Source organism: Pseudomonas sp. S2_A02 (assembly GCF_054668495.1).
The window spans coordinates 1,833,738-1,860,734 of the sequence record NZ_CP162776.1; the positions used below are offsets into that span (position 1 = coordinate 1,833,738).

Here is a 26,997-nt window from a genome sequence, read left to right on the forward strand (position 1 = left end):
GTGCAGTTCACAACTCGACGCCTTTTTGCGCTTTGATTCCGGCCTGGAAGGCGTGCTTGATCATGCCCATTTCAGTGACAGTGTCGGCCAGCTCGATCATCTCCGGTTTGGCGCCACGACCGGTGACCACCACGTGCTGCATCGGCGGACGGGCCTGCAAGTCGCTGAGCACTTGATCGAGATCGAGGTAGCCGTGCTTGAGGGCGATGTTCAACTCATCAAGCACTACGAGGCCAATGGCCGGATCACGCAGCAATTCGCGGGACACCGCCCACGCGGCTTCGGCGGCTGCAATGTCACGCTGGCGATCCTGGGTTTCCCAGGTGAAGCCCTCGCCCATCACATGAAAACGCACCTGCTCCGGGAAGCGCCGGAAGAACAACTCCTCGCCGGTGCTGGTGCGCCCCTTGATGAACTGCACCACGCCGCACTGCATACCGTGGCCCATGGACCGCGCAAGCATGCCGAAGGCCGAGCTGCTTTTGCCTTTGCCGTTGCCGGAGAGCACCAGCAGCAAACCGCATTCATTTGGCGAGTTGGCGATGCGTTCGTCGATCACCGCTTTTTTGCGCAGCATGCGCGCCAGGTGGCGTTCGTCACGATCGGGGGTATCAGTCATGGGGGAGCTCTCCGTTGAGGCTGGATAACGGCGGGCAGGCACAAGAATAGACGGCAAGAAGCCTGGCATCGCCCACCGTGATGCCGTTGGATGAGTCAGGCCGGTCTCCGGGCTCATGAGCGGCGCCAAGGCCAACTGCGCGCCTTCCCATATCGACAGTCGACACAGTGGCTCAAAGCGCAGCTTTTACTCATTTACCGTTGCGGGGGCAGCGCCGGGATCGTGATCATTCTTCGCTGGAAGAAATTCACTCACCGGCTTCCCTGTTTCACTCTGTCGACCAGCGTCACAGAGCACCTGAAACAAGCCGCGAAGGTTAGAGGGTTGGGGGTGGAGCGTCAATTAAAGCCGGGGCGCCTCTGAGCGAATAACTGCCGTCGATCAATTAACTGACGCCAATCTTGTGCCACACTGCAAGCAGTGATATCAAAGAGCCACAACCTGACAACACAATAACAAGGGTGAGCCACATGCAAGGCATGATCATCAGCAATCCGAAGCTGGAATTCCTGCGGCCGGTGCTGGAACGCTGGTTTGACTGTATCGACCGCTACAATGCCGTGCGCGGCGATAACGATACACCTTACTGGTATGACGAAAACGCCAACCTCGGCCTGCTCTCCGCCGCGGCCTGGATGGCAGAAATGGTCACGCTGCAACAAACGTCGACGCGCAAACAGACCGAAGAAGGCGAACGCAACGCCCGCGCCGATCTGTTTATCGCCAGCAGCGAAGAACGCGCATATCTCCAGGCCACCCAGCGCTGGCCGCGAGTCAATAGCCTGAACCTGACCCAGGCACTGGCGGACATCACCAGTGACGCGAAGCGAATCAGCTACGCCAGCGATCTGAAACTCGGCTGCCTGTTTGTCGCGCCACAAAAAGCCCAGCACAGCGCCACCCCGGAAGAGCTCCAGGACATGGTCGACGACCTGCAAAAGGAGCATACCTGCGCCGTGGCCTGGTATTTCCCTTACGCCTACCGCAAGTTGCGTAATGAAACCGGCAACTACCATCCAGGGATCGCCGTATTGTTCAAGGAAGCCCGCGGCTGACGGGTTGAACCATCGAACGTCTACGCTTCTCTATGATTACGTCAATGCATTCATAGGGAAGATCAGTAATGCACAAACCCCAGCTCGTTTTCATTATCGCGCTCGCCGGAGGGCTCGCCGCCTGTGGTGAAACCTCCAGCCTGCAAGTCTCGGACGGAACCGGACCGTCGCCCAAGCTGCCAGAGCCGAATAAAACCCTGATCCCGACGGTAAACATCGCCCCGGCGATCGGCTGGCCTGAAGGCAAGAAACCCGTCGCCGCGGCCGGGACTCAAGTGACGGCGTTTGCCGAAGGCCTCGATCATCCGCGCTGGCTCTATGTGCTGCCCAACGGCGATGTGCTGGTAGCCGAAACCAACGCGCCGCCCAAACCCGATGATGGCACAGGCATTCGCGGCTGGGTCATGGGCAAAGTCATGGGCCGTGCCGGTGCCGGCGTCCCCAGCCCGAACCGCATCACCCTGCTGCGGGACAAAGACCACGACGGCGTCGCCGAAACCCGCACGGTGTTTCTGGAAAACCTCAACTCGCCGTTCGGCATGACCCTGGTCGGCAATGACTTGTATGTCGCCGACACCGACCGCCTGCTGCGTTTCCACTACGAAAACGGCGAGACGGCGATCAAGTCGCAGCCGATCAAGGTGGTCGATCTGCCGGGCGGCACGCTGAATCACCACTGGACCAAAAACGTCATCGCCAGCAAGGATGGCAGCAAGCTATACGTCACCGTGGGCTCGAACAGCAACGTCGGTGAAAACGGCATGGATCAGGAGGAAGGACGCGCGGCGATCTGGGAAGTGGACCGCGCCACCGGCAACCATCGGATCTTCGCCTCGGGGATTCGTAATCCAAACGGTCTGGCCTGGGAGCCTCAGAGCGGCGCACTGTGGACCGCCGTCAACGAGCGTGACGAAATCGGCAGCGACCTGGTGCCGGACTACATCACATCCGTGAAGGACGGTGGGTTCTACGGCTGGCCTTACAGCTATTACGGCCAGCACGTCGACATTCGCGTCGAGCCGCAAAACCCTGAACTGGTGGCCAAGGCCATTGCGCCAGACTATGCAGTTGGGCCACATACCGCGTCACTGGGCCTGACGTTTGCCGAAGGCAGCAAACTGCCCGCGCCGTTCACTCAAGGTGCCTTCATCGGCCAGCATGGCTCATGGAACCGCAAGCCGCTCAGTGGCTACAAAGTGATTTTCGTGCCGTTCAGCGCCGGCAAACCGAGCGGGCAGCCGGCGGATGTGCTCACGGGCTTCCTCAATGACGAGGAAAAAGCCATGGGCCGGCCGGTGGGCGTGGTGATCGATCAGCAAGGAGGCTTGCTGGTGGCGGATGATGTGGGGAACAAGGTGTGGCGCGTTTCCGCAGCTAAATAATGCGATTACTGCCAGACGAAAACCCTGTGGGAGCGGGCTTGCCCGCGATAGCGGCAGCCCAGACTACATCGAAGTTGAATGTGCCGACGTCATCGCGGGCAAGCCCGCTCCCACAGGAGATCAGCGTTTACGACAGAGCGTGCGAGCGGCCATGACAACCTGCGCTACGGATTATGTGCCAAGTGCTCGGGTTGCAAGACGCGCTTGGCGCTCAGATAGGCTCTCTGCCAGTAAGCTTTGGACAAGCTGTCCAGCTTGACCGTGCCGCCCGTGGCTGGGGCGTGGACGAAGCGGCCTTCGCCGACGTAGATCCCGGCGTGGCTGACCTGGGAGCCGCCATTGGTGGCGAAGAAAATCAGGTCACCGGTTTGCAGGCCTTCCTTGCCGATATTGGGGGCCTGCATACCGATCATCTCGCGGGTGGAGCGCGGCAAGGAAATGCCTGCGACATCGCGATACACGTAACCGATCAGACCGCTGCAATCGAACCCGGAATCTGGCGTGTTGCCACCCCAACGATAAGGCGTTCCCACCAAACCCAGCGCGCGAAACAGCACGTCTTCTGCCGCAGGAGAAAAGGCTTGGGAAGGACCGAAAACAATTGGAGCGCGGACTACCGGCGCAGGTGGCGGTGTGCGGCTGGCGCAGGCGCTGAGCAGCGCTGCGAAGAACATGAGTGCGAGGCGGGCCGACATCGTCATAAGCAGAACATCCTGATCTGGCTGCGGCTTTTTCTGCCACAAAGACAGAAAAGAAAACCGCCTGCGCAGAACGCAGGCGGTTTGCCATCAATAATAGATCAGGATTCTAGCGGCTACGCGGCAAACTTCAAGTAAGACTTTAAGTTCGCCTTACAAACTGTCCGCTTACTTGCGAGCCGTGACGATAGCCGGTGCCGTATTCGGCGCCATCGCGAGTGCGCGCTTGGCTTCGATGAAGGTCTTGTTCCAGTAGCTGTCGCCCAGGCTATCGATCCGGACACCACCGCTTTTGCGGCTGCTGGAGTGGATGAACTGGTTATCACCCAAGTAGATCCCGGCGTGACTGACACGACCGCGACGACCATTGGTGGCGAAGAACAGCAGGTCACCCGGCTTGAGGGCGCTGCGAGCAACCAGAGGAGCGTCAACGTTGATCATTTCGCGAGTGGACCGCGGCAGGTTCATGCCGGCCTCTTCACGAAACAGATAACCAATGAAGCCGCTGCAGTCGAAACCAGCCTCGGAGGTGCCGCCGAAACGGTAACGGGTACCGATCAGGGACATGCCACGTTCGAGGATGCTGTCGGCCAGAACCGGAAGTTGGTACGACTTGCCGCCGGCGAAGTCTGCCAATTCTTTATCGGTGGCCAGCTCTTCCTGGAAAAGAACGGAAGAAGACTGCGCGGTAACTGAATTTGAAACCTGCTGTTGTGGCGCTTGCTGGGACACTGGAGAGTGAGCAGCGCAACCGAACAACAGGGTGACGAGTGCGAGAGGCACGAGGGGTGCGAAGCGATTTAGCATGGGCACGACCGTGGCTGATAGTTATAAAAGAAGCCGCGACTATGCCCGCTATCAACCTCATTTGCAAATTCAATCGATCTTTATGTGACTTATCGGTTTCTCGTTTACATCTAAGCGCTTAAGCCCATTTTGAACCTTTGCGCAGCCTGCCCTCCTGCAGAAAAGCGGATTTGTTGACGCCTTAAATTTTCCAAAACCCGCGTAGAACCTGGGCTTGATCAGGTTTTTTACCAACCAAGGGTTTCTTTCAGGAAGGGGATTGTCAGCTTGCGCTGAGCTTGGAGGGAGGCCTGATCGAGGCGTTCAAGCAGCTCGAAAAGCGCACTCATGCTGCGGGTACCGCGGGTCAAAATAAAATGCCCGACCTCGTCGGTCAGGTGCAGGCCACGACGGGATGCGCGTAACTGCAAGGCGCGCAATTTGTCTTCGTCAGAGAGCGGGCGCATCTGGAAGATGAGTGCCAGTGTCAGCCGCGACTTGAGGTCTGCCAGCTTCACCGGCAGTTCGCGCGGGGATGTCGAGGCCGCGATCAGCAGACGCCGGCCACTGTCACGCAGGCGATTGAACAGATGGAACAGCGCCTCTTCCCAATCCGCCTTGCCGGCGACCGCCTGCAGATCGTCCAGGCAGACCAGTTCGTATTGTTCGAGGTTGTCGAGGATTTCGATGCCGCGGTCCAACAACTCGGCCAACGGCAGGTACACCGCCGGCTCCCCCAGTTGTTCGAAGCGCAGACACGCTGCCTGCAACAAATGCGTGCGCCCTACCCCGTCCTTGCCCCAGAGGTAAATCAGACTTTCCGTCCAGCCGGCGTCGGCTTCGCAGAGCCGCTCGACATAGCCGAGTGCAGCGGCATTGGCGCCTGGGTAGTAATTGATAAAGGTAGCGTCATCACGCAGACGCACACCTAGGGGCAGCTGAATCGGTTTCATGCTGACTGAACAGTTCCAAAGGAACCGTTAGTGGCCTCTGTGTAAAGTTTGCGAAGTTTATACCCGTGAGGCTGACCGCACAATGCGACAGACCACAAGCAAAATCAAAGGTTTGCGTTAACGCACTGGTTTTATGACCGTTTCTTTGGCGGCGCATGTGACAGCCATACAAGGGATACGGGCAAACCTGGCATGAAACCAGACTGCCCGCTATAAGCGATCAAAAAAACTTACAGCCCGGATTCGTCGACACCGCCGTAGATATCCGAATCCTTGTACAAATCATGCATGTGGCGCACCAGGACCATGATCACCGCCGCCACCGGCAACGCCAGCAACACACCGGTAAAACCAAACAGCTCGCCGCCGGCCAGGATCGCGAAGATCACCGCCACCGGGTGCAGGCCGATTCGGTCGCCCACCAGCAATGGTGTCAGGACCATACCTTCCAGCGCCTGGCCGACCATGAACACCGCGACAATACCGATCATGGGATACAAATCGCCACCGAACTGGAACAGACCGGCAATCAATGCCGCCCCAATCCCGATGACGAACCCCATGTACGGCACGATCGCCGCCAACCCGGCAATCAGGCCGATCAACAGACCCAGCTCCAGCCCGACGATCATCAAGCCTGCGGCGTAGATCACGCCCAGCGCCAGCATCACCAGCAACTGCCCGCGCACGAATGCCCCGAGCACTTCGTGGCACTCTCCCGCCAGGGACATGACGCGCTCTTCACGATCACGCGGCAGCAGGCTGCGGATCTTGGCCATCATCAGGTCCCAGTCGCGCAGCAGATAAAAACTCACCACCGGAATCAGCACCAGGTTGGCCAGCCAGCCAATCAGCGCAAGACCTGAAGCTGTCGCCTGACTCAGCACCACGCCGACCACATCGGTGGTCTGGCCCATGTGCTCGCTGAACGCCGCCTTGAGCTTGTCGAACTTCCAGAAGCCGTCCGACAACCCGATCTTCGATTGCGCCCACGGCACGGCGGTGTGCTGCAGCCAGTCGAGCATCTGCGGCGCCAGCTCATACAAGCGAAACAGCTGCTTGGCGAGCATCGGCACCAACACCAACAGCAACGCGGTGACGATCAATGTGAACAAGGCGAACACCGCTACCACGCCCCAGGTCCGTGACAGACCGTACTTTTCCAGCCGATCCACCAGCGGATCGAATAGATAAGCCAGCAACAGCGCCACCAGGAACGGCGTCAGGATCGGGTGCAACAGGTAAACAAACGCGCAAAGCAGGACCACCCCACCGAGCCAGAACCAACGCCGTGTATCGGCCATGTACCACTCCTGCTTCTATATAAAGAAAAACTACCAGCGAAAACGTAACTGCGGCGTCGGTGCCGGGGCCGGTGCTGCGACCGGTGTCGAGCCAGCCGCCACGGGTTGAACAGGCGTCGCGGGGGCCGGTGCCTCACCGGCCGGAATTTCCTGCAACCTGGCCAAAGACAACTGCGCCCGCAGCTGTTCGGCACTGCCATTGACCCGATAAAGCACGCGGTCGCCATCAACGCTTTGCAGACGTGCGCCAAAAGGCTCCAGCAAACGCCCGAGCGCTGCATAGTGCTCCAGATTCATGCCCTGCACTTCCAGCAACTGCTCGCTCGATGCCCCCGGCTTGGCGACAAAACGTGGCGCCAAACGCTCGCTGACCGCCAGCATCACCGCATCGGCCAGCGCGGCGGTATCGGCGCCCTGCACGCTACCGGCTTCTTTCTGATCGCCCAACCACAAACGCCACTTGGCTTGCCATTGCCCCCCTCTTCACGGGCATGCACCGCCAGCAAAGCGTCGGCATTGTAACGGTCGGATGCGCCCCGCAGCGGTGCCGGGTCTGCACTTTCCAGATTCGGCGCAGTGGCGACAATCTGCTCGTTCAGGTCCGCCAGCGGCAAACGCAGCGGCAGCCCACGATGTTGCGCCGCTCGAAGCAGTGGCGCTGCACTGGCTTGGCCATCGCCGACCAGGCTCGAACCTTCAGTGGAATCGTTCAACCACCAGCCGAGGATCGATGGCCGATTGGCACCCCACACAGCCAACCCGGCACGCCGCAAGGCCTGCTCGGTGGTGGCCGGATCGAAATCGACTTTCAGCACCTCCGGCGGTCCGGCGTCATAACCGAACTGACTGATGATCTGTTGAGGGTCTTTACGCACGACCGCCAGACCCGGGCTCTGCGCAGCCTTGGGGTCGCCGGTCAGGCGCAACACCAACGTATCCAGCGCCCGCTGAGTCGCCTGATCGCGCTCCTCCGGCGTCTGGCTACTGACAGGCTCGCGCACTTGATAGAGGCTTTTGACTGTTTCGGCATGGCTGGTCAGGCTGACCACGGATAAACAGCCCACGAACAAGAATTTAAGAAAACGCATGAAAGATTCCTGACGACAAGAGCGGCTGGAACAAACCGCATGAACACGAAGATGATTGAGCTAGGCTGTGACCACACACTCAAGCAAAACATTCACACGATCACATTAAGTTTTCGCACTGTCATAACGATAGACGGTTAGCGTCAATACCTTATACAGCCATGTGGGACGCCACCAATACGCGCAATATCGGTTTTTTTAACGCGATATGCCTCTACCCGTCGGCACGAGGATGGTCGCTGCCCCTCAAGCCTGATAAAATCGCGCGCCTTCGCAGACCGGCAACAGCCGGGCGCCCTGGAATTCGCGGATGGCAATTGCCCTTCGCCTGCTTCAGTGGCCCCACTGGACTCGGTCGTTACCCCTGAATCCCCCCTAAAGGCCTGGATCATGAGCAAGCAACCCTCCCTGAGCTACAAGGACGCCGGTGTAGACATCGACGCCGGTGAAGCATTGGTCGAACGCATCAAGAGCGTCGCCAAGCGCACTGCGCGCCCGGAAGTCATGGGCGGCCTGGGCGGTTTCGGCGCCCTCTGCGAAATCCCGGCCGGTTACAAACAACCGGTGCTGGTATCGGGCACTGACGGCGTCGGCACCAAGCTGCGCCTGGCGCTGAACCTGAACAAGCACGACAGCATCGGCATCGACCTGGTTGCCATGTGCGTGAACGACCTGGTGGTCTGCGGCGCCGAGCCGCTGTTCTTCCTCGACTACTACGCGACCGGCAAACTGAACGTCGAAACCGCGACCCAGGTCGTGACCGGCATCGGCGCTGGCTGTGAGCTGTCCGGCTGCTCCCTGGTCGGCGGCGAAACCGCTGAAATGCCTGGCATGTACGAAGGCGAAGACTACGACCTGGCCGGCTTCTGCGTCGGCGTCGTGGAAAAGTCCGAAATCATCGACGGTTCCAAAGTCGCTGCCGGCGATGCCCTGCTCGCCCTGCCGTCTTCCGGCCCACACTCCAACGGCTACTCGCTGATCCGCAAGATCATCGAAGTGTCCGGTGCAGACATCGAAAACATCCAGCTCGACGGCAAACCGCTGACCGACCTGCTGATGGCCCCGACCCGCATCTACGTGAAGCCGCTGCTCAAGCTGATCAAAGAAACCGGCGCCGTCAAAGCCATGGCCCACATCACCGGTGGTGGCCTGCTGGACAACATCCCGCGCGTTCTGCCAAAAGGCGCACAAGCGGTGGTTGACGTTGCAAGCTGGACTCGCCCTGCCGTGTTCGACTGGCTGCAAGAGAAAGGCAACGTTGACGAAAACGAAATGCACCGCGTGCTGAACTGCGGCGTCGGCATGGTTATCTGCGTTGCCCAAGAGCACGTTGAAACCGCGCTGAACGTGTTGCGTGAAGCCGGCGAGCAGCCTTGGGTCATCGGTCAGATCGCCACCGCTGCCGAAGGCGCGGCTCAGGTTGAACTGAAGAACCTCAAGGCTCATTGATGTCCCAGACCTGTGATGTGGTGGTGCTGTTGTCCGGCACCGGCAGTAACTTGCAGGCCTTGATCGACAGCACGCGGACCGGCGACAGCCCGGCCCGCATCGCTGCGGTGATTTCCAACCGCGCCGACGCCTACGGCCTGCAACGCGCCAGGGACGCGGGTATCGATACCCGCACCCTGGATCACAAGGCTTTCGAAGGTCGCGAGGCCTTCGATGCCGCGCTGATCGAACTGATCGACGCCTTCAACCCAAAACTCGTGGTACTGGCCGGCTTCATGCGCATTCTCAGCGCTGACTTCGTGCGCCACTATCAGGGTCGCCTGCTCAATATCCATCCCTCGCTGCTGCCCAAATACAAAGGGTTACACACCCATCAGCGCGCGCTGGAGGCCGGCGACACTGAACACGGCTGTTCCGTGCACTTCGTCACCGAGGAACTCGATGGCGGACCACTGGTCGTACAGGCAGTAATACCGGTAGAGTTGCACGATTCGCCGCAGAGTCTGGCGCAGCGAGTCCATACCCAGGAACACCTGATCTACCCGATGGCCGTACGCTGGTTTGCTGAAGGTCGTTTATCACTCGGTGAACAAGGTGCTTTACTGGACGGACAGTTACTCGCGGCCAGCGGCCACTTGATTCGAACCTAGGAGATTTTATGCGTCGCGCCCTGCTCTTCGCTTGCGCTCTGCTCGCCCTGCCGTTTGCGCAGGCCGCAGACCTTCAACCCTTCTCCGCCAGCTACACCGCCGACTGGAAGCAGTTGCCCATGAGCGGCACCGCCGAGCGCAGCCTGACCAAGCAAGCCAATGGCGCCTGGAAGCTCAGCTTCAAAGCGTCGATGATGATTGCCAGCCTGACCGAAGAAAGCACCCTGACGCTGGACAAGGACACGCTGCTGCCACAGTCCTACCACTTCGAACGCGGCGGTCTGGGCAAAGCCAAGAAAGCTGATCTGGACTTCGACTGGACCAACAAGATGGTCACCGGCACCGATCGCGGTGACGCCGTCAAGCTCCCGCTCAACCGCGGCATGGTCGACAAGTCCACCTATCAACTGGCGCTGCAGCATGACGTGGCCGCCGGCAAGAAAAGCATGAGCTATCAAGTCGTCGATGACGGCGAAGTCGATACCTATGACTTCCGCGTGCTGGGTTCGGAGAAAGTCGACACCAAGGCTGGTCAGATCGATGCGATCAAGGTCGAGCGCGTGCGCGACCCGACACAAAGCAAGCGCATCACCGTGCTGTGGTTCGCCAAGGACTGGGATTACTTGCTGGTCCGTCTGCAACAAGTCGAAACCGACGGCAAGGAGTACAACATCATGCTCCTCGACGGTACGGTCAACGGCAAGACGGTCAAAGGCAGCTGATCCGCAACAACATGAAAGCCCCGCAAACGCGGGGCTTTTTTTCGTCTGGCATTGGGTTGGGCGAGAGCGATCAGCGCACGGTAAAGCGTTGCTGAGCCAGCAGACGGTCGCCCTGGAACACCATGAAACGCCATTCTCCGGGAACGACTTCGTGGCTTTCGGTGAACTCGTAGGCCATCAGGTCCTGCGGAGCGCCAGGGTGAGGTGCATGGTGCGCTCCTTGATTGAGATGAGCGCGAGGGTATGACGCGGGGGTGACAGGACGATGACAACGCTGAGCTGGTCAAATCCCCATCAAGAAAGTGGAACGCGAACTTGAAGGAATGCTCTATAACTTCAGGGTCTTTTTTGACCGAATGACTTTTCCCTGATCCCCACGAGGTTTCCCATGACTGTCACCGTCAATACTGTCTCCGCCGAAGGTTTTCGTCACAGCGTCCAGATCGATGACCACGAACTCTTTGCCGATGTGTCGAAAGCCTCTGGCGGCGAAGGCACCGCGCCTGAACCACACGACTACTTCGACGCTGCCCTCGGTGCCTGCAAGGCCCTGACGCTGAAAATGTATGCCAAGAAAAAGGACATCCCGCTGACGGGCGTCGAGGTTGAAGTCACGCGCGACAACAGTGAAGAACAGAAAGGCAAGTACGCCCTGCACGTCGAACTCACGCTCAAGGGTGTGCTCACCGACGCCCAGCGTGACGAGCTGCACCGCGTGGCCGACCGCTGCCCGGTACACAAGCTGATGACCACGTCCGACATCAGCATCGAAACCCATCTGTCCGAAGGTGCCTTCAGCCAATAGCGGCAAGGGCTGCGCAAGCGGGTTATGCTCCCTGCGTCACCCGCTCAGCCTGGAATGCACCATGAACACTCCGCTCGTGATCCGCCCTCGCGCCGAAGATGTCGAAGGCCAGCCGATTCTTCGCCCGTTGCCGTCAGCCAAATGCCGCAACGTCGGGCCTTTCGTGTTTTTCGACCACATGCTCGAAACCTGTTACCCGGCGGGCAAAGGCATGAACATCCGTCAGCATCCGCACATCGGCCTGTCCACCCTCACCTACTTGTTCGAAGGGCAAATCCAGCACAAGGACAGCCTCGGTTCCGATCAGGTGGTGAATGCCGGCGATGTCAGCTGGATGACGGCGGGTAGCGCAATTGCCCACGTCGAACGCACGCCCGAACCATTGAAAGACAGCGGCTTTACAATGCACGGCTTACAGATCTGGCTGGCTTCGCCCAAGGATCGTGAACACGGTCCGGGGCATTACAGTTACCATCCGGCGGCCACGCTACCAGTCAGCAATAACCTTGGCGTGAAGATACGGATGATCGCCGGGTCAGGCTTTTGCCTCGAATCGCCGGTCCCAGTGCTTTCTCCTACGCTGTACGCCGAATTGAACCTGCAAACGGCGACTACATTGCTGATTCCCACCGAGCATGAAGAACGGGCACTGTATGTGCTGAGCGGTGAGGCGCAACTGGATGGCGATCCGCTGGAGCTGCATTCGCTGGTGGTATTGCCGGCCGGGGCAGAGATGACACTGTTCGCCGAGAGCGACTGTCATGCCGTGTTGTTTGGCGGCGCGCCGCTGGATGGCCCGCGACGGATAAACTGGAATTTCGTGGCCAGCAATCCGGCATTGATCGATGAAGCGCGTCGGCGCTGGGCAGCCGGGGATTGGCCGACAGTACCGGGGGAAAGTGAGCGGATTGAGTTGCCGAAACACCGAAGCCCGCCAACTCCCTTGTAATTGATCGGCTGATCGTTCCCACGCTCTGCGTGGGAATGCAGCCCGTGACGCTCCGCGTCACTGGGCGCGGAGCGTCCCTAGAGGCGTTCCCACGCAGAGCGTGGGAACGATCAGCCCCAGAATGAAAAAACCCGCCGAAGCGGGTTTTTTTACAACGCGGTTAAACCGACAGTTCAACCAGCAGCTTGTTGAGACGGCGCACATAAGCGGCCGGGTCTTTCAAGCTGTCGCCGGCCGCCAGGGCCGCCTGATCGAACAGGATGTGCGACAGGTCGCCGAAGCGCTCGTCGCTCTGCTCGTTGTCGAGTTTCTCGATCAACGGGTGAGCCGGGTTGAATTCGAAGATCGGCTTCGAATCCGGAACCTTCTGACCGCTGGCTTCGAGGATCTGACGCATTTGCAGGCCCAGGTCCTGCTCGCCGATGGCCAAAATCGCCGGGGAATCGGTCAGACGATGAGAAACCCGCACTTCAGCCACGGAGTCGCCCAAAGCGGTCTTGAGACGCTCAACCAGGCCTTCTTTGGACTTGGCGACTTCTTCCGCGGCTTTCTTGTCTTCTTCCGAATCCAGGTTGCCGAGGTCCAGGTCACCGCGTGCCACGTCGACAAAGCTCTTGCCGTCGAAGTCGTTGAGGTAGCTCATCAGCCACTCGTCGATGCGGTCGGTCAACAGCAGCACTTCGATGCCTTTCTTGCGGAAGACTTCCAGGTGCGGGCTGTTTTTGACTTGCGCGTAGGTTTCGCCAGTCAGGTAGTAGATCTTGTCCTGACCTTCCTTGGCGCGAGCCAGATAGTCGGCCAGACCTACAACCTGCTCGCCGTCATCGCCCTGAGTGGACGCGAAACGCAGCAGGCCGGCAATTTTCTCTTTGTTGGCGAAGTCTTCTGCCGGGCCTTCTTTCATGACCTGACCGAAGTTCTTCCAGAAGCCTTTGTATTGCTCAGGCTCGTTCTTCGCCAGTTTTTCCAGCATGTCCAGAACGCGCTTGGTCAGCGCCGACTTCATGGAGTCGATGATCGGGTCTTTCTGCAGGATTTCCCGCGACACGTTCAGCGACAGGTCGTTGGAGTCGACCACGCCTTTGATGAAGCGCAGGTACAGCGGCAGGAACGACTCGGCCTGATCCATGACGAACACACGTTGCACGTACAGCTTCAGGCCTTTTGGCGCTTCACGCTGGTACAGGTCGAACGGAGCACGGGTCGGCACATAAAGCAGCGAGGTGTACTCGAGCTTGCCTTCGACCTTGTTGTGGCTCCAGCTCAGCGGGTTTTCGAAATCGTGAGCGACATGCTTGTAGAACTCCTGGTATTCCTCGTCCTTTACTTCAGTACGAGGGCGAGTCCACAGGGCGCTGGCGCGGTTGACGGTTTCCCATTCAACGGCAGGCTTGTCTTCGCCTTCAACGGCTGCCACTTCTTTCGGCAACTCGATCGGCAAAGCGATGTGGTCGGAGTACTTCTTGATGATGTTGCGCAGACGCCAGCCATCGGCGAATTCGTCTTCAGCGGACTTCAGGTGCAGAACGATGCGGGTACCACGGTCGGCTTTCTCGACGGTGGAGATTTCGAATTCGCCTTCGCCCTTGGACGACCAGTGCACACCTTCGCTGGCAGCGAGGCCAGCACGGCGGCTGAACACATCAACTTTATCGGCGACGATGAAAGCCGAGTAAAAACCGACACCAAACTGACCGATCAGGTGCGAGTCTTTTTTCTGATCGCCAGACAGGTGTTTCATGAAATCGGCAGTGCCGGACTTGGCGATGGTGCCCAGATGGGTGACCGCATCTTCACGGCTCATGCCGATGCCGTTGTCTTCGAGGGTGACGGTTTTAGCGTCTTTGTCGAAGCTCACACGGATTTTCAGTTCAGCGCCGCCTTCCAGCAATTCAGGCTTGGCGAGGGCTTCAAAGCGTAATTTGTCGACAGCGTCAGAGGCGTTCGAGATCAATTCGCGAAGGAAAATTTCCTTGTTGGAATACAGCGAATGGATCATGAGGTGCAGCAGTTGCTTCACCTCGGTCTGGAAGCCCAGGGTTTCCTTTTGAGTTTCCACACTCATGGTCATCAAACTCCAATCAGATGGCAGTGGCCGCGACCTTGAGGTCGACGGCGGGTTGTCCTCAGAGTTGGGGGCTGAGATCAGGATTTCAAGGGCTCTTCGATTTTGAAATGAGCGCGGGCCGTGGCAATGGGCTCGGCTTCAGTGCTTTGCCAGGCGGTAATCGCCACGTTTGCCACCCGACGCCCCTGTCGGCACACCTGGCATCTGGCCCAGGTATCGCGAAACTGCCCCGCACGCAGGTAGTCGAGGGAAAAGTCGATAATCTTCGGCACACCGGGCGAGCCGGTGAAGATCAGAAGGTGCAGTGCCGCCGAGAGTTCCATGAAGCCGGCAATCACCCCGCCATGAATCGCTGGCAATAAAGGATTACCAATGTTGTCTTTGTTGGCCGGCAGACGAAACAGCAGTTCATCCCCTACCCGCGAACATTCGACACCGATCAGTGCGGCGTAGGGAATCAGCTGCAACAGCGAGGAGTAGTCTCCCTGCGCATGGGCCTGTTGAAGTTGTTCCTTGAACGTGCCGGTCATTTCGCACCTCCAGCAATGGCGCCGCCAAAACCTTTAGTGCCTTTAATGCCCTTGCCCATGCGCATGAAGGTGCCCACCACATGGGCGATGGGCTGTTCGGGGTCGTCCTGATAGGCAAAACCGCGCGCGAAGATTACGTCGGTAGTCACCCGGTAGCATTGGGCGAAGCCGTACACGTCCTTGTGCGGCTCGGCGGCATGCATGTAGTCGATGCGCAAGTCGAGCGTTGGACAGACTTCGAACTCGGGCAACACGCAAAGGGTGGCCATACCGCAGGCGGTGTCCATCAGTGAGGTCAGCGCACCGCCATGAATCACCCCGGTTTGCGGATTACCGACGATCTGCGGGCTGTACGGCAAAATCACCGTCAATCCTTCGCTGCTGGCGCTGTGAACACGCATTCCGAGTACCTGACAATGCCGCAATGCCGACAGGAATCGCGTCGCACGCTCAAAAACGGGGTTTTCGGCCATTTGATAAAACTCTTCTTAGTGTCTGGTCAAAGTAGCGGGCTGGAAGGCAAAAGTTCCGCAGCGAAACAAACTTATATATCTGTATGAATTGAGGAACTTAACCCTATTCGCTGTGCTCGAAAGGCCAGTAGATATTTTCCATAAGGAGAAACACCCCATGCGTAAGACTTTAGCTATTGCCTTGATGTTGACCGCTTCCCTCGGTCTCGCTGCCTGCGATAAAAAATCCGAGGACAAAGCTCAAGATGCCACCAAACATGCCGAGCAAGCTCAGGAAAAAATGGGCGAAGCTCAGGATAAAGTGAACGATGCAGCAAAAGAAAACGCCGAAGCTGCCAAAGCTCAGGCCGAATCGAACGCAGCAGCGGTAAAAGAAGCCGCTCCGGCTCCAGCGCCAGAAGCACCTAAAAACTAAAAACGTTTTTAGTGTGATAAAAGAAAACCCGCCCAGTGCGGGTTTTCTTTTTTATTGGCGATAAGTATTAGAGCAAAATCGATCTAAAAGTCGGACTAATCATCAGCAACAACGAACACACTAAACCCACAAACCACACCAGACTGCGCGGCCAGGCCAGATCTCCCCAATAGCACAGCAAGTAAATAATGCGCGTGATCACGAAGATGATCGCCAGCGCATCGATCAGCCATCCCGCCGTCTGCGTGGTATGCGCCATCAACACCCCTACCGCAAACAATATGAACGCCTCGAAACTGTTCTGATGAGCCGCTACTGCCCGGGCACCGAAGCCGGTTAGTTGCGCCTGTTGCTGACGCGGCAGGTGATTGTCGTAACCGCCCTGCTCTTTCATGGCCTTGGCCACCGGCATACGAGCAACGTAAATCAACAATGCGCTGATAAACACACACCAGAACGGAACACTCATCAAGCAGCCTCCTTGTTTGCTTCAGGCAATGGCGCCTCCGTTGGGGTATAGACCATCACATCGAGAACGTCGGAGTGAAACTCTCGGCGATACAACACAAACACGACGCCGGCACTCATCAACATGAACAACCAGGGACTGACGAACCACGCCAGCATGGTCATGCCGAAGTAATAGGAACGCAGACCGAAGTTGAACTGGTTGGCCGCCATGGAGATGACACGGGCGGCTCGGGAAGCAAAGGCTTTACGCTCTTGCTCGGACACATGGCGCTCGCCGATCATCGGCGCCGAGCCCACTAGAATCGCCGCAAAGTTGTACTGACGCATGCACCAACTGAAGGTAAAGAACGCATAGACAAACACCAGCGCCAAGCACAACAACTTGATCTCCGACATGCCTTGGGAGGCCTGTTGCACCATCGGAATATCCGCCAGCAACGACACGGCTCTGTCGGACGCACCCAACACTGTGAGAATACCGGCCAGGATAATCAGCGTACTGGAGGCGAAGAACGAGGCATTGCGCTCCAGGTTACCGATCACGCTGGCATCGGCAATGCGGTTATCGCGCAACAGCATGCGGCGCATCCAGTCTTCGCGATACAGGTGCAGCACGCTGGCCAGGCACGCGGTGTCGCGGCCCTTCCATGAGGCGTAACGGGTATAACCGCCCCAGCAGACGACAAACCAGAGCGCGGCGAGGATGTGGATCAGATTGGCGTGGATGAACGACATGCAGGTCCTTGTGATGTGTTTGCGGGGAACGGAAACCCTGTGGGAGCGGGCTTGCTCGCGAGGGCGATGGGTCAGTCGACATCAATGTTGAATGATAAGCCGTCTTCGCGAGCAAGCCCGCTCCCACATTAGATTTGGCAGTGCTTCGACGTTAGCGCAAGAAAAAAGACACCGCATCCCGCCCATAAAAAATGCCCCGTATCGATTGATACGGGGCATTTCTATTTTTTGACAGGAAGCAACTCAAGGCCCGCTTGTGGCGGGCCATGAAGCAGCTTAAGCCAGCGCTTCGGCGCGCTTGCCCAGCAGACGATCGCAGACCACGGCAACCACCAGGGTCATGACCGCTGGCACCAGCCACGCCAGACCTTGCTCGCTCAGCGGCAGGTGAGCCAGTTGAGTCGGCATCCAGTCGGCAAGACCGGCCCCCTTGAGGGCGTCGATCAGGCCGAAGATGAACGACACCAGCATCACCGGACCGACGATGCGGCCCTGCTCATGCCAGAAGTCCTTGCAGAAGCTCAGGGCTACCAAGGCGATGCACGGGGGGTAGATGGCGGTCAGCACCGGGATCGAGAAAGCAATCAGCTTGGTGAGGCCCAGGTTGGACACCAACAGGGAGAACGCAGCCAGGATGATCACCAGTGTCTTGTAGGACAGTGGCAGTACACGGCTGAAGTATTCGGCACAGGCACACGTCAGACCGACCGCTGTCACCAGGCAGGCCAAGGAGATCAGCACCGCAAGGAAACCGCTGCCCAACGAACCAAACGTGTGCTGAACGTACGCGTGCAATACCGCCGCGCCGTTGGCAGCACCGGCGGCCACTTCATGACTGCCCGAACCGAGACGGAACAGACTGACGTAAACCAGCGCCAGGCCCACGCCGGCAATCAGACCGGCGATGATCGCGTAACGGGTGATCAACGCTGGCGATTCCACGCCGCGGGAGCGGATCGCATTAACGATGACAATGCCGAATACCAACGCGCCCAGGGTATCCATGGTCAGGTAACCATTGATAAATCCTTGGGAGAACGGTGCCGCGACATATTCAGGAGTGGCCACACCGATATCACCTGCCGGCAACGCGAACGCGGCAATGCCAAGAACGGCCAGAGCGATGATCTTCAGCGGTGCAAGGAAACGTCCTACGGTGTCCAGCAGACGGCCCGGATAGAGCGAGATGAAAAACACCAGCAGGAAGTACACCGAGCTATAGAGAAACAGCGCCAGCGGGCTCTCGCCAGTCAGCGGCGCCAGGCCCACTTCAAACGACACGGTCGCAGTGCGCGGCGTCGCGAACAACGGGCCGACAGCGAGGTAGCACGCGGCTGCCAGCAGGCCACCGGCGACTTTACCGATCGGGCTGCTCAAGGCATCCATTGCACCGCCGACCTTGGCCAGGGCGACAACGGTGATCACCGGCAGACCGACTGCGGTGATCAGAAAACCCAGCGCCGCCATCCAGACATTAGGCCCGGACTGCAAACCGACGATAGGCGGGAAGATGATGTTGCCAGCCCCGACGAACAGGGCAAATGTCATAAAACCCAGTGCCAGGATGTCCTGGCCTTTCAACACTTTCATTAAGGAAATACCACACTACTGAATCGGAATTTAGAGAGGGATTTCCCTTATGGGTGAGGGAAATGCTGTCGGCCCGTATAGGACTGACCCGTTTAGCGCGTCGCTGCCTTGTGGGCCGCGGACGCAAAAATGGCTGCTAGCCTAACGAATTTGCACGACAAACGCACTGTTACGGGGCGAACTATCCGATACCCGACATTTCAATGTCGCGTTTACATACCTAATTTTCCTACCTTGGCACAGATCGTTCCCACGCTCTGCGTGGGAACGATCACCCGGAAACGACAAAGACCACCCGAAGGTGGCCTTTGTTTGGTGAAGCGTCAGCTAAGCACGAGGCTTATTTGATCGCCCAACCGGTCAGCTCGGACAAAGCCTTGCCGATGTCTGCCAGCGAACGCACGGTTTTAACGCCTGCGTCTTCCAGGGCAGCAAACTTCTCGTCTGCAGTGCCTTTGCCGCCAGAGATGATTGCGCCAGCATGGCCCATGCGCTTGCCCGCAGGGGCAGTCACACCAGCGATGTAGGAAACAACCGGCTTGGTCACGTTTGCCTTGATGTAGGCAGCCGCTTCTTCTTCAGCCGAACCGCCGATCTCACCGATCATTACGATCGCTTCGGTCTTCGGGTCTTCCTGGAACAGCTTCAGGATGTCGATGAAGTTCGAACCCGGGATCGGGTCACCACCGATGCCGACGCAAGTCGACTGACCGAAACCGGCGTCAGTAGTCTGCTTCACAGCTTCGTAGGTCAGGGTGCCGGAACGGGAAACGATACCGACCTTGCCTGGCAAGTGAATGTGACCTGGCATGATGCCGATCTTGCATTCGCCTGGAGTGATCACGCCTGGGCAGTTAGGACCGATCAGGACTACGCCCAACTCGTCGCACTTGACCTTGGCATCCAGCATGTCCAGGGTAGGAATGCCTTCAGTGATGCAAACGATCAGCTTGATGCCGCCGAATGCTGCTTCCAGGATGGAGTCCTTGCAGAAAGGAGCTGGAACGTAGATCACGCTGGCGGTGGCGCCAGTGGCAGCTACAGCGTCTTTCACGGTGTTGAACACTGGCAGACCCAGGTGCTCGGTGCCGCCTTTACCAGGAGTTACACCACCAACCATCTTGGTGCCGTACTCGATGGCTTGCTGGGTGTGGAAACTACCTTGCGAACCGGTAATACCCTGGCAGATAACTTTGGTGTCTTTATTGATCAGGACGCTCATTATTTGCCCTCCGCAGCTTTAACGACTTGTTGAGCAGCGTCGGTCAGGCTGGTAGCAGCGATGATGTTCAAACCGCTTTCTGCCAGTACTTTAGCGCCCAGCTCAGCGTTGTTGCCTTCAAGGCGAACAACAACCGGGATTTTCACGCCGACTTCTTTCACAGCGCCGATGATGCCTTCGGCAATCATGTCGCAACGAACGATGCCGCCGAAGATGTTGACCAATACTGCAGCGACGTTAGTGTCGGACAGGATGATCTTGAACGCTTCGGTAACGCGTTCTTTGGTAGCACCGCCGCCCACGTCGAGGAAGTTGGCTGGTTTGCCGCCATGCAGGTTGACGATGTCCATGGTACCCATGGCCAGGCCAGCACCGTTGACCATGCAACCGATGTTGCCTTCCAGTGCTACGTAGTTCAGTTCGAACTTGGCAGCGTGCGCTTCGCGCGGATCGTCTTGCGACGGATCGTGGAAAGTTTTCAGCTTAGGCTGACGGTACATGGCGTTGGCGTCGATGTTGATCTTGGCGTCGAGGCAATGCAGATCGCCGTCAGCCTTGATCACCAGCGGGTTCACTTCCAGCAGAGCCAGGTCGTGATCCTTGAACAGCTTGGCCAGACCTACGAAGATCTTGGCGAACTGAGCAACTTGCTTGCCTTCCAGACCCAGCTGGAATGCCAGCTCGCGACCCTGGAATGGCTGAGCGCCAACCAGTGGATCGATAGTGGCCTTGAGGATTTTCTCAGGGGTGTCGTGAGCGATTTTCTCGATGTCCACGCCACCTTCGGTGGAAGCCATGAACACGATGCGACGGCTCGAACGGTCAACGACAGCGCCCAGGTACAGCTCTTTAGCGATATCAGTGCACGATTCAACCAGGATCTTGGTGACTGGCTGACCATTGGCATCAGTCTGGTAAGTCACCAGACGCTTGCCCAACCACTGTTGAGCGAATGCTTTGGCGTCTTCTTTGCTGCGAACCAGCTTTACGCCGCCCGCTTTACCGCGACCACCAGCGTGGACCTGGGCTTTGACAACCCATTCGGTCCCGCCGATTTTGTCGCACGCTTCTGCTGCTGCTTCCGGGGTGTCTACGGCGAAACCCTGGGATACTGGCAGGCCGTATTCAGCGAACAGCTGCTTACCCTGATACTCGTGAAGATTCATGCTTATTACCGTCTTCGTTAGGTACTGCGCATTCGGTGCTGCACTTGTTGAAGTGCCGCACCACCTGTGACTGCTGCTTGCGTAGCTGAGCTACGCAAGGCTGCGTCCGGCGGACATTCCGCGGTGAGTCTTGCACGCAAGGCTCACGACGGGCCTCCCGCCGTGGTTTCTTATTGTCTTGTCTTAACGCTTCTTGCGGTTGGCGATGTGGATGGCGCCGCCATTCACAGCCAAAGCTGCTTCGTGCAAGGCTTCAGACAGGGTCGGATGGGAGAAAACCATCATGCCCAGGTCTTCAGCGCTGGTGCCGAATTCCATACCGATCGCGCCCTGCTGAACCAGTTCTGCAGCGCTCGGGCCAATCACGTGGACGCCCAATACGCGGTCAGTCTTGGCATCAGCAATGACTTTCACGAAACCGCCGGTGTCGTTGGCTGCCATGGCACGGCCACTGGCTGCGAACGGGAAGGTGCCAACGTTAACTTCAACGCCTTCAGCCTTCAAGGTCTGCTCGGTTTTGCCGACCCATGCGATTTCCGGGTGAGTATAAATAACTGACGGGATCAAGTCATAGTTCATCTGGGCTTTGTGGCCCTTGATGCGCTCAACGACCATGATGCCCTCTTCCGAGGCTTTGTGTGCCAGCATCATGCCGCGAACCACGTCACCAATGGCGTAAACGCCCGGTACGGTGGTAGCGCAGTGATCGTCAACGTGCACGAAACCGCGCTCGTCCAGGGTCACGCCGCAATCAGCAGCCAGCAGATCAGTGGTCACCGGGCGGCGACCAACGGCTACGATCAGCTTGTCGAAAGTGATGTTCTGTTCGCCGTTGGCATCGGTGTAGTTCACAACGACTTCGTCGCCGTTCACTTTGGAACCGGTAACGCGAGCGCCCAGCTTGATGTCCAGACCTTGTTTGGTCAGGGTTTTCAGCGCTTCCTTGGAAACGGCAGCGTCAGCGGCCATCAGGAAGGTGTCCAGCGCTTCGAGAACGGTAACTTCTGCGCCCAGACGGGACCAGACCGAACCCAGTTCCAGACCGATCACGCCAGCGCCAATCACGCCCAGACGTTTTGGAACCGATTGGAATTCCAGCGCGCCAGTCGAATCGACGATCACATTCTGGTCGACCGGAGCCGGTGGAATGTCGATCGGACGCGAACCTGGAGCCAGAATCACGTTCTCGGCTTCAATGATCTCTACCGAACCGTCAGGCTTGGTGACTTCGACTTTCTTGCCGGCCAGCAGTTTGCCGTGGCCCTGGATCGAAGTAACGCCGTTAGCCTTGAACAGAGTGGCAACACCGGAGGTCAGGCCTTTGACGATGTTGGCTTTACGGCCGACCATTGCTGGCACGTCCATGGTCACGCCAGCGTGGTTGATACCGTGGATCGCGAAGCCGTCTTGGGCTTCGTGGAACTTCCAGGAACTGTCCAGCAGCGCCTTGGATGGAATGCAGCCGACGTTCAGGCAAGTACCGCCGAGGGCCAGTTTGCCTTCCTTGTCGGTGTATTTCTCGATGCAGGCAGTGGAGAGGCCCAGTTGCGCTGCTTTAATGGCAGCCACGTAGCCGCCAGGGCCCGCGCCAATCACTACCACGTCGAATTTCTGAGTCATGTGTCATTCCTTCTCGAATCAAACCGGACGGCCCCTTTTGGGGACCGTCGTGGGACGAAGCTGGTCATTACAGAAGGGCCGCCCATCGCTGAGCGGCCCGTGCAACGAAATCAGATATCCAGCAGCAAACGAGCCGGGTCTTCCAGCAGGTTCTTGATGGTAACCAGGAAGGTCACAGCTTCTTTGCCGTCGATCAAACGGTGATCGTAGGACAGAGCGAGGTACATCATCGGACGGATAACGACTTGACCGTTGATCGCCATAGGACGCTGCAGAATGTTGTGCATGCCCAGGATGGCCGCTTGTGGCGGGTTGACGATCGGAGTCGACATCATCGAACCGAAAGTACCACCGTTGGTGATGGTGAACGTACCACCGGTCATTTCGTCCATCGACAGCTTGCCGTCACGAGCCTTCTTGCCGAAGGTGGCGATGCCGCCTTCGATTTCAGCCAGGCTCATCAGTTCGGCGTTACGCAGAACCGGTACAACCAGGCCGCGGTCGCTGGAAACAGCAACACCGACGTCAGCGTAGCCGTGATAAACGATGTCGGCACCGTCGATCGACGCGTTGACAGCCGGGAAGCGTTTCAGCGCTTCGGTGGCAGCCTTGACGAAGAACGACATGAAGCCCAGGCGTACGCCGTTGTGGGACTTCTCGAACAGGTCCTTGTACTTCGAACGCAGGGCCATGACTTCGGTCATGTCGACTTCGTTGAAAGTGGTCAGCATTGCCATGTTCGATTGAGCTTCAACCAGACGCTTGGCAACGGTGGCCCGCACGCGGGTCATCGGTACGCGCTTCTCGATGCGATCGCCGGCAGCGAACACTGGAGCAGCAGCGGCAGGAGCAGCAGCCTTGGCTGGCGCGGCAGCCGGAGCGGCTTTCTTGGCAGCTACAGCGGCAACAACGTCTTCCTTGGTCACACGACCGCCTTTGCCAGTGCCGGCAACGGAAGCGATGTTGATACCGTTTTCTTCAGCCAGCTTGCGAGCAGCCGGTGCAGCAACAGGATCATCTTCACCCGCTTCGGCAGGAGCAGCGGCAGCGGCAGCAGGTGCAGCAGCGGCGGTTGGAGCGGCAGCACCGCCCTCACCGATGGAGCCCAGAACTTCGTCGGATAGAACGGTGTCGCCTTCGTTCTTGACGATAGCGCCCAGCACGCCATCAGCGGTGGCCAACACTTCCAGTACGACTTTGTCAGTTTCGATGTCGACGATCAGTTCGTCACGCTTGACGGCGTCGCCCGGTTTTTTGTGCCAGGTGGCAACGGTGCCATCGGCAACCGATTCCGGGAAAGTGGGGGCTTTGATTTCGATAGCCATTATCTGTGGGTCCTTAAATTCGGTTTCAGGTGCGCGAAGGCGTTAAACAGTAAAGGCGTCTTGCAGCAGTTGTTCCTGCTGCTCAGCGTGCATCGATGCATAACCACAAGCAGGTGCAGCAGAAGCATCACGGCCCGCGTACTCAAGTACGAGAGACTTGTCGTGATTGCCAACGATGCGGCGCATGTGGTGTTGGCTGCAGTACCAGGCACCCTGGTTCATCGGCTCTTCCTGACACCAAACGATATGTTTGAGGTTGGTGTACGGAGCCAGGACTTCGTTCAAGTCGTCCTCAGGGAATGGGTACAGCTGCTCGATACGCACGATGGCGATGTCATCACGACCTTCGGCACGGCGTTTTTCCAGCAGGTCGTAGTAGACCTTGCCGCTACACAGAACAACGCGCTCGACCTTTTTCGGGTCCAGGGCATCGATTTCCGGGATAACGGTCTGGAACGAACCTTCGGCCAGATCTTCCAGGGTCGAGATGGCCAGTTTGTGACGCAGCAGCGACTTCGGAGTCAGAACGATCAACGGCTTGCGCAGCGGGCGAATCACCTGACGACGCAGCAAGTGGTAGATCTGAGCTGGCGTAGTCGGAACGGCAACCTGAATATTGTGCTCGGCGCACAGTTGCAGGTAACGCTCCAGACGAGCCGAAGAGTGCTCCGGACCCTGACCTTCATAACCGTGCGGCAGCAGCATGGTCAGACCGCAGAGACGGCCCCACTTGTGCTCGCCACTGGTGATGAACTGGTCGATAACCACTTGGGCACCGTTGGCAAAGTCGCCGAACTGGGCTTCCCAGATCACCAGCGCCTCAGGCGTGGTGGTCGAGTAACCGTATTCGAACGCCAGCACGGCTTCTTCGGACAGGAACGAATCGTACAGGTCGAAACGTGGCTGGCCCTTGTACAGGTTTTGCAGCGGGACGTAGGTTCCCGCGTCTTTCTGGTTGTGCAAGACAGCGTGACGGTGCGAGAACGTACCGCGACCGATGTCCTGACCCGTCATGCGAATCGGGTGACCTTCGAACGCCAGGGTCGCGTACGCCATGGTTTCGGCATAACCCCAGTTGATCGGCAGGCCGCCGGCTTGCATTTTCTGACGGTCTTCGTAGATTTTCGAGACCTGGCGCTGAACCACGAAGCCTTCCGGAATTTCCAGCAGCTTGGCGGACAGTTCCTGCAAGGTTTTCAGATCGAAGCGAGTGTCGTGACGCGCGGTCCAGGCGTGGCCCAGATACGGACGCCAGTCCACGAACAACTCTTTGTTCGGCTCTTTGACCAGGCTTTTTACAACATGCAGACCGTTGTCCAGCGCATTGCGGTATTCGTCGACTTTCGCCTGAACACGCTCTGCATCCAGCACACCGCCCTGGGTCAGACGATCGGCATACAGCTCACGGGTGGTGCGCTGTTTGGTGATCTGCTGATACATGATTGGCTGGGTGCCGCTAGGTTCGTCGGCCTCGTTATGGCCGCGACGACGGTAGCAGACCAGGTCGATCACCACGTCACGCTTGAACTGCATGCGGTAGTCGATGGCCAGCTGGGTCACGAACAACACGGCTTCCGGATCATCACCATTTACATGGAGGATCGGCGCCTGGATCATCTTCGCAACATCGGTCGCGTACTCGGTGGAGCGCGAGTCCAGCGGGTTGCTGATGGTGAAACCGACCTGGTTGTTGATCACGATGTGCACGGTGCCGCCGGTCTTGAAACCGCGGGTCTGCGACATCTGGAAGGTTTCCATCACCACACCCTGACCGGCGAATGCCGCGTCGCCGTGGATGGAGATAGGCAGAACCTTCTCGCCGGTAGGGTCGTTACGACGATCCTGACGGGCGCGAACCGAACCCTCGACCACCGGGGAAACGATTTCCAGGTGGGACGGGTTGAACGCCATGGCCAGGTGAACTTCACCGCCGGTGGTCATCACGTTGGACGAGAAGCCCTGGTGATATTTAACGTCACCGGACCCCAGCTCGACCTTCTTCTTGCCTTCGAACTCGTCGAACAGCTCGCGCGGGTTCTTGCCGAAGGTGTTGACCAGCACGTTGAGACGACCACGGTGGGCCATGCCGATCACGATTTCCTTGGTGCCGTAGGAACCGGAACGCTGGATCAGCTCGTCGAGCATCGGAATCAGGCTCTCGCCGCCTTCCAGACCGAAACGCTTGGTACCCGGGTATTTGGTCCCGAGGTATTTTTCCAGGCCTTCGCCGGCGGTGACGCGCTCAAGCAGGTGGCTCTTGATGTCGGCGGAGTACGTCGGACGGCCGCGCACGCTTTCCAGACGCTGCTGGAACCACTGACGCTGCTCGGAATCGGTGATGTGCGTAAATTCAGCGCCGATGGTGCGGCAATATGTCTGCTGCAACGCTTCGTGAATTTCGCGTAGGCTCGCCTCCTCTTTGCCGATGAACAGGTCGCCGGCACGGAAGGTCGTATCAAGATCGGCATTGGTCAAGCCGTAATGATTGATTGACAGGTCTGCAGGTGCAGGACGCTGCCACAGCCCCAGCGGGTCAAGCTGGGCTGCCTGGTGGCCACGCATACGGTAGGCCTGGATCAATCGCAGCACTTCAACTTGCTTCTTCTCGTGCTCACTGCTCACGCTTCCGGCGGAAACCGGTTGGGCGCGGCGCTGGTTCTTTGCCAGCAAGACGAAATGATCGCGAATTGTGGAGTGCGAAACATCGGTGACAGTGTTGCCATCAGCAGGCAACTTCTGGAAGTAGGTGCGCCACTCTTCTGGCACAGCGTTAGGGTCGTGCAGGTAGAGCTCGTAGAGCTCTTCCACATAGGCAGCGTTACTACCGGATAGGTAGGCGCTGTTCCACATGCGCTGCATCACGCTTTCTTGCATGCTTGGTCACCCTCGGTTAGGGGAACACCACCGGCGTCGACACCGAGA

The 26,997-nt window shown here is 58.4% G+C and carries 24 protein-coding genes, 2 pseudogenes and 1 riboswitch; of the genes and pseudogenes, 8 read left to right on the forward strand and 18 right to left on the reverse strand.

Translation table 11 applies throughout. The annotated features are described in order from the left end of the window. Window positions 1–7: 7 nt before the first annotated feature. Complete coding sequence (cobO, locus tag AB4O41_RS08335) at window positions 8–619, reverse strand: cob(I)yrinic acid a,c-diamide adenosyltransferase (protein ID WP_008071512.1); 612 nt, start codon at window positions 617–619, stop codon at window positions 8–10. 81 nt (window positions 620–700) lie between these two features. Then, a riboswitch (cobalamin riboswitch) is annotated at window positions 701–935 on the reverse strand. Window positions 936–1,089: 154 nt separating this feature from the next. Between cobO and AB4O41_RS08340 the strand changes: the two genes are divergently transcribed. Both AB4O41_RS08340 and AB4O41_RS08345 read left to right on the forward strand, forming a co-directional pair. Further along, on the forward strand, window positions 1,090–1,674 hold the full coding sequence (locus AB4O41_RS08340) for a hypothetical protein (RefSeq protein WP_460147170.1): 585 nt from the start codon (window positions 1,090–1,092) through the stop codon (window positions 1,672–1,674). Between the two features lie 68 nt (window positions 1,675–1,742). After that, window positions 1,743–3,056, forward strand: coding sequence for a PQQ-dependent sugar dehydrogenase (locus AB4O41_RS08345; RefSeq protein ID WP_460147172.1), 1,314 nt, complete (start codon window positions 1,743–1,745; stop codon window positions 3,054–3,056). Window positions 3,057–3,220: 164 nt separating this feature from the next. Here AB4O41_RS08345 and AB4O41_RS08350 read toward each other — a convergent pair whose 3' ends face one another. From AB4O41_RS08350 to AB4O41_RS08370, 5 genes and pseudogenes are all read right to left on the reverse strand, one after another. Further along, on the reverse strand, window positions 3,221–3,757 hold the full coding sequence (locus AB4O41_RS08350; protein WP_367374796.1) for a C40 family peptidase: 537 nt from the start codon (window positions 3,755–3,757) through the stop codon (window positions 3,221–3,223). A 165-nt stretch (window positions 3,758–3,922) separates the two neighbouring features. After that, window positions 3,923–4,561 (reverse strand): C40 family peptidase, encoded by a 639-nt coding sequence (locus AB4O41_RS08355; RefSeq protein ID WP_460147174.1) that lies wholly within the window; start codon window positions 4,559–4,561, stop codon window positions 3,923–3,925. 227 nt (window positions 4,562–4,788) lie between these two features. Further along, window positions 4,789–5,493 (reverse strand): DnaA regulatory inactivator Hda, encoded by a 705-nt coding sequence (gene hda, locus AB4O41_RS08360; protein WP_007898944.1) that lies wholly within the window; start codon window positions 5,491–5,493, stop codon window positions 4,789–4,791. Between the two features lie 230 nt (window positions 5,494–5,723). Next, window positions 5,724–6,797, reverse strand: a complete 1,074-nt coding sequence (locus tag AB4O41_RS08365; protein ID WP_460147176.1) for an AI-2E family transporter — start codon at window positions 6,795–6,797, stop codon at window positions 5,724–5,726. A gap of 30 nt (window positions 6,798–6,827) precedes the next feature. Continuing rightward, window positions 6,828–7,885, reverse strand: a pseudogene (locus AB4O41_RS08370) (DUF2066 domain-containing protein). A 390-nt stretch (window positions 7,886–8,275) separates the two neighbouring features. Between AB4O41_RS08370 and purM the strand changes: the two are divergent. Genes purM through AB4O41_RS08385 form a run of 3 tightly spaced genes read left to right on the forward strand, consistent with a single transcriptional unit; the run spans window position 8,276 to window position 10,706 of the window. After that, entirely contained in the window at window positions 8,276–9,334 is a 1,059-nt protein-coding gene (gene purM, locus AB4O41_RS08375; protein ID WP_008013877.1) for a phosphoribosylformylglycinamidine cyclo-ligase, read from the forward strand. Continuing rightward, window positions 9,334–9,984 (forward strand): phosphoribosylglycinamide formyltransferase, encoded by a 651-nt coding sequence (purN, locus tag AB4O41_RS08380; RefSeq protein WP_018925121.1) that lies wholly within the window; start codon window positions 9,334–9,336, stop codon window positions 9,982–9,984. Before purM ends, purN begins: the two co-directional genes overlap by 1 nt. A gap of 8 nt (window positions 9,985–9,992) precedes the next feature. Further along, entirely contained in the window at window positions 9,993–10,706 is a 714-nt protein-coding gene (locus AB4O41_RS08385; RefSeq protein ID WP_123360152.1) for a DUF3108 domain-containing protein, read from the forward strand. Between the two features lie 70 nt (window positions 10,707–10,776). Here AB4O41_RS08385 and AB4O41_RS08390 read toward each other — a convergent pair. Continuing rightward, window positions 10,777–10,905 (reverse strand): annotated as a pseudogene (locus tag AB4O41_RS08390) (DUF3859 domain-containing protein); the annotation flags it as partial. Between the two features lie 189 nt (window positions 10,906–11,094). Here AB4O41_RS08390 and AB4O41_RS08395 point away from each other — a divergent pair. After that, window positions 11,095–11,511, forward strand: coding sequence for an OsmC family protein (locus AB4O41_RS08395; protein WP_460147179.1), 417 nt, complete (start codon window positions 11,095–11,097; stop codon window positions 11,509–11,511). A 61-nt stretch (window positions 11,512–11,572) separates the two neighbouring features. Then, window positions 11,573–12,460: a pirin family protein gene (locus AB4O41_RS08400; RefSeq protein ID WP_460147181.1), complete on the forward strand. Its 888-nt coding sequence runs from the start codon at window positions 11,573–11,575 to the stop codon at window positions 12,458–12,460. A gap of 160 nt (window positions 12,461–12,620) precedes the next feature. Here AB4O41_RS08400 and htpG read toward each other — a convergent pair whose 3' ends face one another. The 3 genes from htpG to AB4O41_RS08415 all read right to left on the reverse strand — a co-directional run bounded on the left by htpG (window position 12,621) and on the right by AB4O41_RS08415 (window position 15,531). After that, the gene (gene htpG / locus AB4O41_RS08405; protein ID WP_123721239.1) at window positions 12,621–14,525 is read right to left on the reverse strand and encodes a molecular chaperone HtpG; all 1,905 of its coding nucleotides are present in this window, start codon (window positions 14,523–14,525) and stop codon (window positions 12,621–12,623) included. Between the two features lie 80 nt (window positions 14,526–14,605). Further along, a complete protein-coding gene (locus AB4O41_RS08410; RefSeq protein ID WP_460147183.1) occupies window positions 14,606–15,058 on the reverse strand; it encodes a PaaI family thioesterase in 453 nt (150 codons plus the stop codon). Beyond that, on the reverse strand, window positions 15,055–15,531 hold the full coding sequence (locus AB4O41_RS08415; protein ID WP_007898969.1) for a PaaI family thioesterase: 477 nt from the start codon (window positions 15,529–15,531) through the stop codon (window positions 15,055–15,057). The genes AB4O41_RS08410 and AB4O41_RS08415 overlap by 4 nt, the downstream gene beginning before the upstream one ends. A gap of 157 nt (window positions 15,532–15,688) precedes the next feature. Here AB4O41_RS08415 and AB4O41_RS08420 point away from each other — a divergent pair, with 157 nt between their 5' ends. Beyond that, window positions 15,689–15,946 carry a hypothetical protein gene (locus AB4O41_RS08420; RefSeq protein WP_460147185.1) on the forward strand — a complete coding sequence of 86 codons (258 nt, stop codon included), beginning with the start codon at window positions 15,689–15,691 and terminating at the stop codon, window positions 15,944–15,946. 67 nt (window positions 15,947–16,013) lie between these two features. Here the strand turns inward: AB4O41_RS08420 and AB4O41_RS08425 are convergent, their stop codons facing one another. From AB4O41_RS08425 to AB4O41_RS08460, 8 genes are all read right to left on the reverse strand, one after another. Beyond that, complete coding sequence (locus AB4O41_RS08425; protein ID WP_460147187.1) at window positions 16,014–16,415, reverse strand: MAPEG family protein; 402 nt, start codon at window positions 16,413–16,415, stop codon at window positions 16,014–16,016. Then, window positions 16,415–17,152, reverse strand: a complete 738-nt coding sequence (locus AB4O41_RS08430) for a DUF599 domain-containing protein (protein WP_367374782.1) — start codon at window positions 17,150–17,152, stop codon at window positions 16,415–16,417. Before AB4O41_RS08430 ends, AB4O41_RS08425 begins: the two co-directional genes overlap by 1 nt. A gap of 276 nt (window positions 17,153–17,428) precedes the next feature. Further along, window positions 17,429–18,742, reverse strand: a complete 1,314-nt coding sequence (brnQ, locus tag AB4O41_RS08435) for a branched-chain amino acid transport system II carrier protein (protein WP_460147189.1) — start codon at window positions 18,740–18,742, stop codon at window positions 17,429–17,431. A 340-nt stretch (window positions 18,743–19,082) separates the two neighbouring features. After that, complete coding sequence (sucD, locus tag AB4O41_RS08440; RefSeq protein ID WP_007898976.1) at window positions 19,083–19,964, reverse strand: succinate--CoA ligase subunit alpha; 882 nt, start codon at window positions 19,962–19,964, stop codon at window positions 19,083–19,085. Then, window positions 19,964–21,130: an ADP-forming succinate--CoA ligase subunit beta gene (gene sucC, locus AB4O41_RS08445; RefSeq protein ID WP_008148602.1), complete on the reverse strand. Its 1,167-nt coding sequence runs from the start codon at window positions 21,128–21,130 to the stop codon at window positions 19,964–19,966. The genes sucD and sucC overlap by 1 nt, the downstream gene beginning before the upstream one ends. A gap of 183 nt (window positions 21,131–21,313) precedes the next feature. Continuing rightward, entirely contained in the window at window positions 21,314–22,750 is a 1,437-nt protein-coding gene (gene lpdA / locus AB4O41_RS08450) for a dihydrolipoyl dehydrogenase (protein WP_007898983.1), read from the reverse strand. A 110-nt stretch (window positions 22,751–22,860) separates the two neighbouring features. Beyond that, window positions 22,861–24,075: a 2-oxoglutarate dehydrogenase complex dihydrolipoyllysine-residue succinyltransferase gene (gene odhB / locus AB4O41_RS08455; protein WP_460147192.1), complete on the reverse strand. Its 1,215-nt coding sequence runs from the start codon at window positions 24,073–24,075 to the stop codon at window positions 22,861–22,863. 42 nt (window positions 24,076–24,117) lie between these two features. Further along, window positions 24,118–26,949 carry a 2-oxoglutarate dehydrogenase E1 component gene (locus AB4O41_RS08460; protein WP_460147194.1) on the reverse strand — a complete coding sequence of 944 codons (2,832 nt, stop codon included), beginning with the start codon at window positions 26,947–26,949 and terminating at the stop codon, window positions 24,118–24,120. Window positions 26,950–26,997 lie beyond the last annotated feature (48 nt).